Origin of the sequence: Methylobacterium sp. WL116 (assembly GCF_008039455.1) — a bacterium.
In the GTDB taxonomy this organism is placed as follows: domain Bacteria; phylum Pseudomonadota; class Alphaproteobacteria; order Rhizobiales; family Beijerinckiaceae; genus Methylobacterium.
Genome location: NZ_VRUV01000428.1, coordinates 1 through 3988, shown reverse-complemented (window position 1 = coordinate 3988; position 3988 = coordinate 1). Strand labels below are relative to the sequence as shown.

Sequence of the window (3988 nt, the reverse complement as noted above, 5' to 3'; positions counted from 1 at the left end):
TCGCCGCGCTGCGTGCGGCGGTCGGGCCGATCGACGAGGCCGCGGGGCGTCTCGGGGCCTCGAAGCGCCGGCCGGTTGGTGCGGCCCTGCACTGACCGGACGGAGCCGGACCCGACCGGATCCTTCCGGGGCGAACGAGATCGATGCGGCGCAGGGCGCCGGGAGACCGCCGCGGGGCGGAGGATGGAAAGCGAGTCGATGGCTGAACAGATGCTCGGGCGAGGCGTCCCGCTCTACCGGCGCCGGATCGGGCGCCTCGCGCTCGACACGGCGGCCAGCGCCGGGCTGTCGCTCGTGCTGACGGCCTCGCTCGTCGTGTCGGCGACGGCGCAGGACGCCGGATCCGCCGACAAGGCCGCGCCGATCAAGCTCCAGCTTAACCGGCTCGAGCCCGCCGACGATTCGTGCCGCGCGACCATCGTCGTCGACAACAGCCGTGGGACGGCCCTGAAATCGTACAAGCTCGACCTGTTCGCCTTCGACACCGACGGGATCGCGCAGAAGCGGGTCGCCGCCGAGCTCGGCCCGATCCCTGCCCGCAAGACCACCGTCAAGATCTTCAACTTCCCCGGGATCGCGTGCCCGAAGCTGAGCCGCGTGCTGCTCAGCGACGTGCTCGCCTGCGAGGGCGGGGACGCCACCCGCGAATCCTGCCTGGAGCGCACCGAGACCGAGACCAAGGCGAACGTCCCGTTCGATCGCTGAGCCGACCTCGCCGGCGGGCACGCCGGCGAGAGCTCGTGAGAACCGACCCGCCCGACGGCCCCGCGCCGCCGGGCGGCCCGCGGCCGTTGCCGCATCCGAATGACACCCGAGGGAACCCGCAATGGATCCGACTTCCGCCCCGATCGACGCCGGTCACGACTTCTCGTTCGTGGGCCTGTTCCTGCAGGCCGACCCGATCGTGAAGGGGGTGATGATCCTGCTGGTGGTCGCCTCCCTCGCCTGCTGGACCGTGGTGTTCGAGAAGATCGTCCGGCTCGCAGCCGCCCGGCGGCAGGCCAAGGCGTTCGATGCGCTGGTGCGCTCGGGCGGCAACCTCGAGACCGGGATGAAGGGCATCGCCGGCCACGTGGTGAAGGCGGCCCTCGACGCCTGGCGCGACCAGGACGCCTCGGAGACGCGCGCCGAGCGGCGCGACCGGATCGAGCGGGCCATGCGCGCCGCGCTGACGCTGGAGGTCAAGCGCCTGCAGAACGGCCTCGCGCTCCTGGCGACCTCCGGCTCGACGGCGCCGTTCGTCGGCCTGTTCGGCACGGTCTGGGGCATCATGAACTCGTTCTCGTCGATCGCCCGCAGCCAGGACACCTCGCTCGCCGTGGTGGCGCCGGGCATCGCCGAGGCGCTGTTCGCCACCGCGATCGGCCTCGTCGTCGCGATCCCGGCGGTGATGGCCTACAACAAGCTCGCCAACGACGTTGGGCGGATCCAGAGCACCTTCGTCTCTGGCATCGGCGTGCTCGGCAACCGTCTCGCCCGTGACCGCGGCGTCCAGCACCGCGCCGCCGCCGAGTAGCGCCCCCCAGCGATCTCACGATGCGCGAGCCCGGCCCCACGAAGGGCGGCCGGGCCTTCCATTCCCGCAGCGGCCGCCCTCGAGGGCCGGGCCGCCGATCCCGGAGGACGCCGCATGGCGATGGGTTCGATCCGCGCGAGCGGTTCCGACGACGACGATCTCGACACCGCACCGATGTCGGAGATCAACGTGACGCCGATGGTTGACGTCATGCTGGTGCTGCTGATCATCTTCATGGTCGCGGCGCCGCTGATGACGACGGGCGTGCCGGTGCAGCTGCCGAAGACCTCGGCCGCCAAGGTCGCGCAGTCGCAGAAGCCGGTCGAGGTGACGATCGACAAGGACGGCAAGCCGTCGATCGCCAAGGAGATCTTCACGAACGAGACGCTGATGCCGCGCCTCCGCGCCATGGCGGCCGAGAACAAGGACCAGGTGATGCTGGTCCGCGGCGACAAGGACGTGCCCTACGGCAAGATCATGGAAGTGATGGGCCTCGTCGGGCAGGCGGGCTTCACCAAGGTCTCGCTGATCGCCCAGTCGCCCGGCGGTGCCGCGCCCGGCGCGGCTCCGGCGGCGGCCGCAGGTGGGGCGGCCAACGGGGCGGCTCGGTAAGCCATGTCCGTCATCGCCGACACCGGGGCTCCCGAACCCCGCACGTCCGGGCTCGTGCCCGCCTTCCTCGTCGCGCTCGTGCTGCATCTCGGCGCGCTGGCCGGCCTCGCCCTGTTCAAGCTGACCCCGCCGGCTCCCCCCGGCGAGCAGCAGATCTCGATCGACCTCGCCCCGCTGATGACCGACGCGGACACGCAGGCGCCGAGCGAGACGCAGGCGAGCGAAGCCGCTCCGCCGGAAACCAAGCCGGTCGAGGATCCGGCCGAGGCGGAGCCGACCAAGCCGCCGCCGGAGGTGGCCGAAGCGAAGCCCGACGAGGCCGTGGTCGCGCCGCCGCCGCCCGCGTCCGTCGCGGAGGTCCCGCCCGACGCCGTCGCGGTCGAGCCCGAGAGCCAGATCATCACCTCCCAGGCCGAGCAGGCCGAGCCGCTGGCGCCCCCGCCGCCGGTGGTCGCGCAGGCGCCGGAGCCCGAGAAGCCGGCCGAGCCGCAAAAGCCGAAGGTCGACCTCGCCAAGCTCAAGGCCGAGCGTGAGGCGAAGCTCCGGGCGCAGAAGCGCCGGGAAGAGCTCGAGGAGGCCCGCCGCGAGGCCATCGAGGAGCGCAAGGAGGCGGTCCGCGAGGCGAAGGCCAAGGCCGCCCGCGAGGCCAAGGCGAAGCAGGCCCAGGCCCGCGCGGGCGCGGAGAGCCGGAGTTCCGCATCGTCCTCCCGCGAGAACGCGTCGGGCCGGGCCTCGGCCGGGAGCGATCCGAGCGCCATGCGGCAATGGACCGGGGCGATCAGCTCGGCGATCCATGGCCGGATGAACCCCGGTGCCGCGAGCGGCACGGCCGGCGGCACGGCGATGGTGCGCTTCACCGTGCTGCGGTCCGGCCAGGTGACGAGCGCCGGCCTCGCGCGCAGCAGCGGCGTCAGCCAGATCGACAGCGCGGCGCTCGGCGCCGTGCGCGGGAGCCTGCCGGCGGCGCCCGCCGGCGTGACCCAGTCGAGCCTGTCGGTGACGATCCCGCTCAATTATCGCGTGCGCTGAACCGACGTCCGAGCCGCCGGGGGAAGGTGCCGCCGGCGGTCATACGTTCGTTCGTCGAAGGTTAGGCTACGGCTGCACGGGAAAAGTCGCCGTGACTTGCCTTCGACCAGGCCGCGGCATTCGCCATCGGGGCCTCCGGCGTGCTACACAATCACTCGTTCCGCACGCCGCGACGGGTTCGCGGCGGATCGGCGGAGACGATGCGAACCGGCCGCCCACCTGTCCTCGGGTTGCGCCGAGCCTGCCCATCCCGACGCAACGGCGCGCTCCTGCGGAGCGTGGAGCGCCCTTGTCGTGACGGGACCCGGACGGGACGAAAGGAATATGATGAGCGACGAGATCGATACGGGCGCGGACGCCGAGGACGAAGTCCGGACGCCGGAAGAGGAAGCCAAGCACAAGGCCGAGGAGCGGGCCGAGCGCGCGGAACGGGCCGAGCGCATGCAGCGCGAGGGCGCCCAGGCCATGGCGGAGCACATCGCCTCGATCAAGGCCGTCGACGAGCGCACGGTCCGCCTGCGGGCGCTGCGGCTCGCCAAGGAGGCCGCCGACGCGCAGGCCAAGGCCGCCGAGGTGAAGCCGCTGACGAAGGCGGCCGCCGCGAAGGCCAAGGCGGCGGAGAAGGCCGCAGACAAGGCGGCCGACAAGGCCGTGGCGGAGAAGGCGGCCGCGAAGAAGAATGCGGCCAAAGCCGCCAAGAAGGCCTGAGGCGCGACCATGGCCTTCGACCGCACGCGCCGCATCACCGATCCGCGTCAGGCGGCCGAGGCCGCCTTCAAGGCGGCCACCACCGCCAAGCCCGCCCCGGCGGCCGCACCGCCGGCGCGGGCT

The 3988-nt window shown here is 72.6% G+C and carries 5 protein-coding genes; all 5 read left to right on the top strand.

Features of this window, described 5'->3' with window-relative positions; translation table 11 throughout:
* Positions 1 to 210 precede the first annotated feature (210 nt).
* The gene (locus tag FV223_RS22070) at positions 211 to 705 is read left to right on the top strand and encodes a Tat pathway signal protein (protein WP_187276209.1); all 495 of its coding nucleotides are present in this window, start codon (positions 211 to 213) and stop codon (positions 703 to 705) included.
* Positions 706 to 826: 121 nt separating this feature from the next.
* On the top strand, positions 827 to 1516 hold the full coding sequence (locus tag FV223_RS22065; protein WP_147729001.1) for a MotA/TolQ/ExbB proton channel family protein: 690 nt from the start codon (positions 827 to 829) through the stop codon (positions 1514 to 1516).
* 114 nt (positions 1517 to 1630) lie between these two features.
* On the top strand, positions 1631 to 2128 hold the full coding sequence (gene tolR, locus FV223_RS22060) for a protein TolR (RefSeq protein WP_147729000.1): 498 nt from the start codon (positions 1631 to 1633) through the stop codon (positions 2126 to 2128).
* Between the two features lie 3 nt (positions 2129 to 2131).
* Positions 2132 to 3157, top strand: a complete 1026-nt coding sequence (locus tag FV223_RS22055) for a TonB family protein (protein ID WP_147728999.1) — start codon at positions 2132 to 2134, stop codon at positions 3155 to 3157.
* A 327-nt stretch (positions 3158 to 3484) separates the two neighbouring features.
* On the top strand, positions 3485 to 3865 hold the full coding sequence (locus FV223_RS22050) for a hypothetical protein (protein ID WP_147728998.1): 381 nt from the start codon (positions 3485 to 3487) through the stop codon (positions 3863 to 3865).
* Positions 3866 to 3988 lie beyond the last annotated feature (123 nt).

What these genes read in the sequence shown, in the direction of transcription:
- FV223_RS22055 (WP_147728999.1), top strand. Translation starts at nt 2,132, where the DNA reads ATGTCCGTCATCGCCGACACCGGGGCTCCCGAACCCCGCACGTCCGGG.
- FV223_RS22070 (WP_187276209.1), top strand. Translation starts at nt 211, where the DNA reads ATGCTCGGGCGAGGCGTCCCGCTCTACCGGCGCCGGATCGGGCGCCTC.
- FV223_RS22050 (WP_147728998.1), top strand. Translation starts at nt 3,485, where the DNA reads ATGAGCGACGAGATCGATACGGGCGCGGACGCCGAGGACGAAGTCCGG.
- tolR (WP_147729000.1), top strand. Translation starts at nt 1,631, where the DNA reads ATGGCGATGGGTTCGATCCGCGCGAGCGGTTCCGACGACGACGATCTC.
- FV223_RS22065 (WP_147729001.1), top strand. Translation starts at nt 827, where the DNA reads ATGGATCCGACTTCCGCCCCGATCGACGCCGGTCACGACTTCTCGTTC.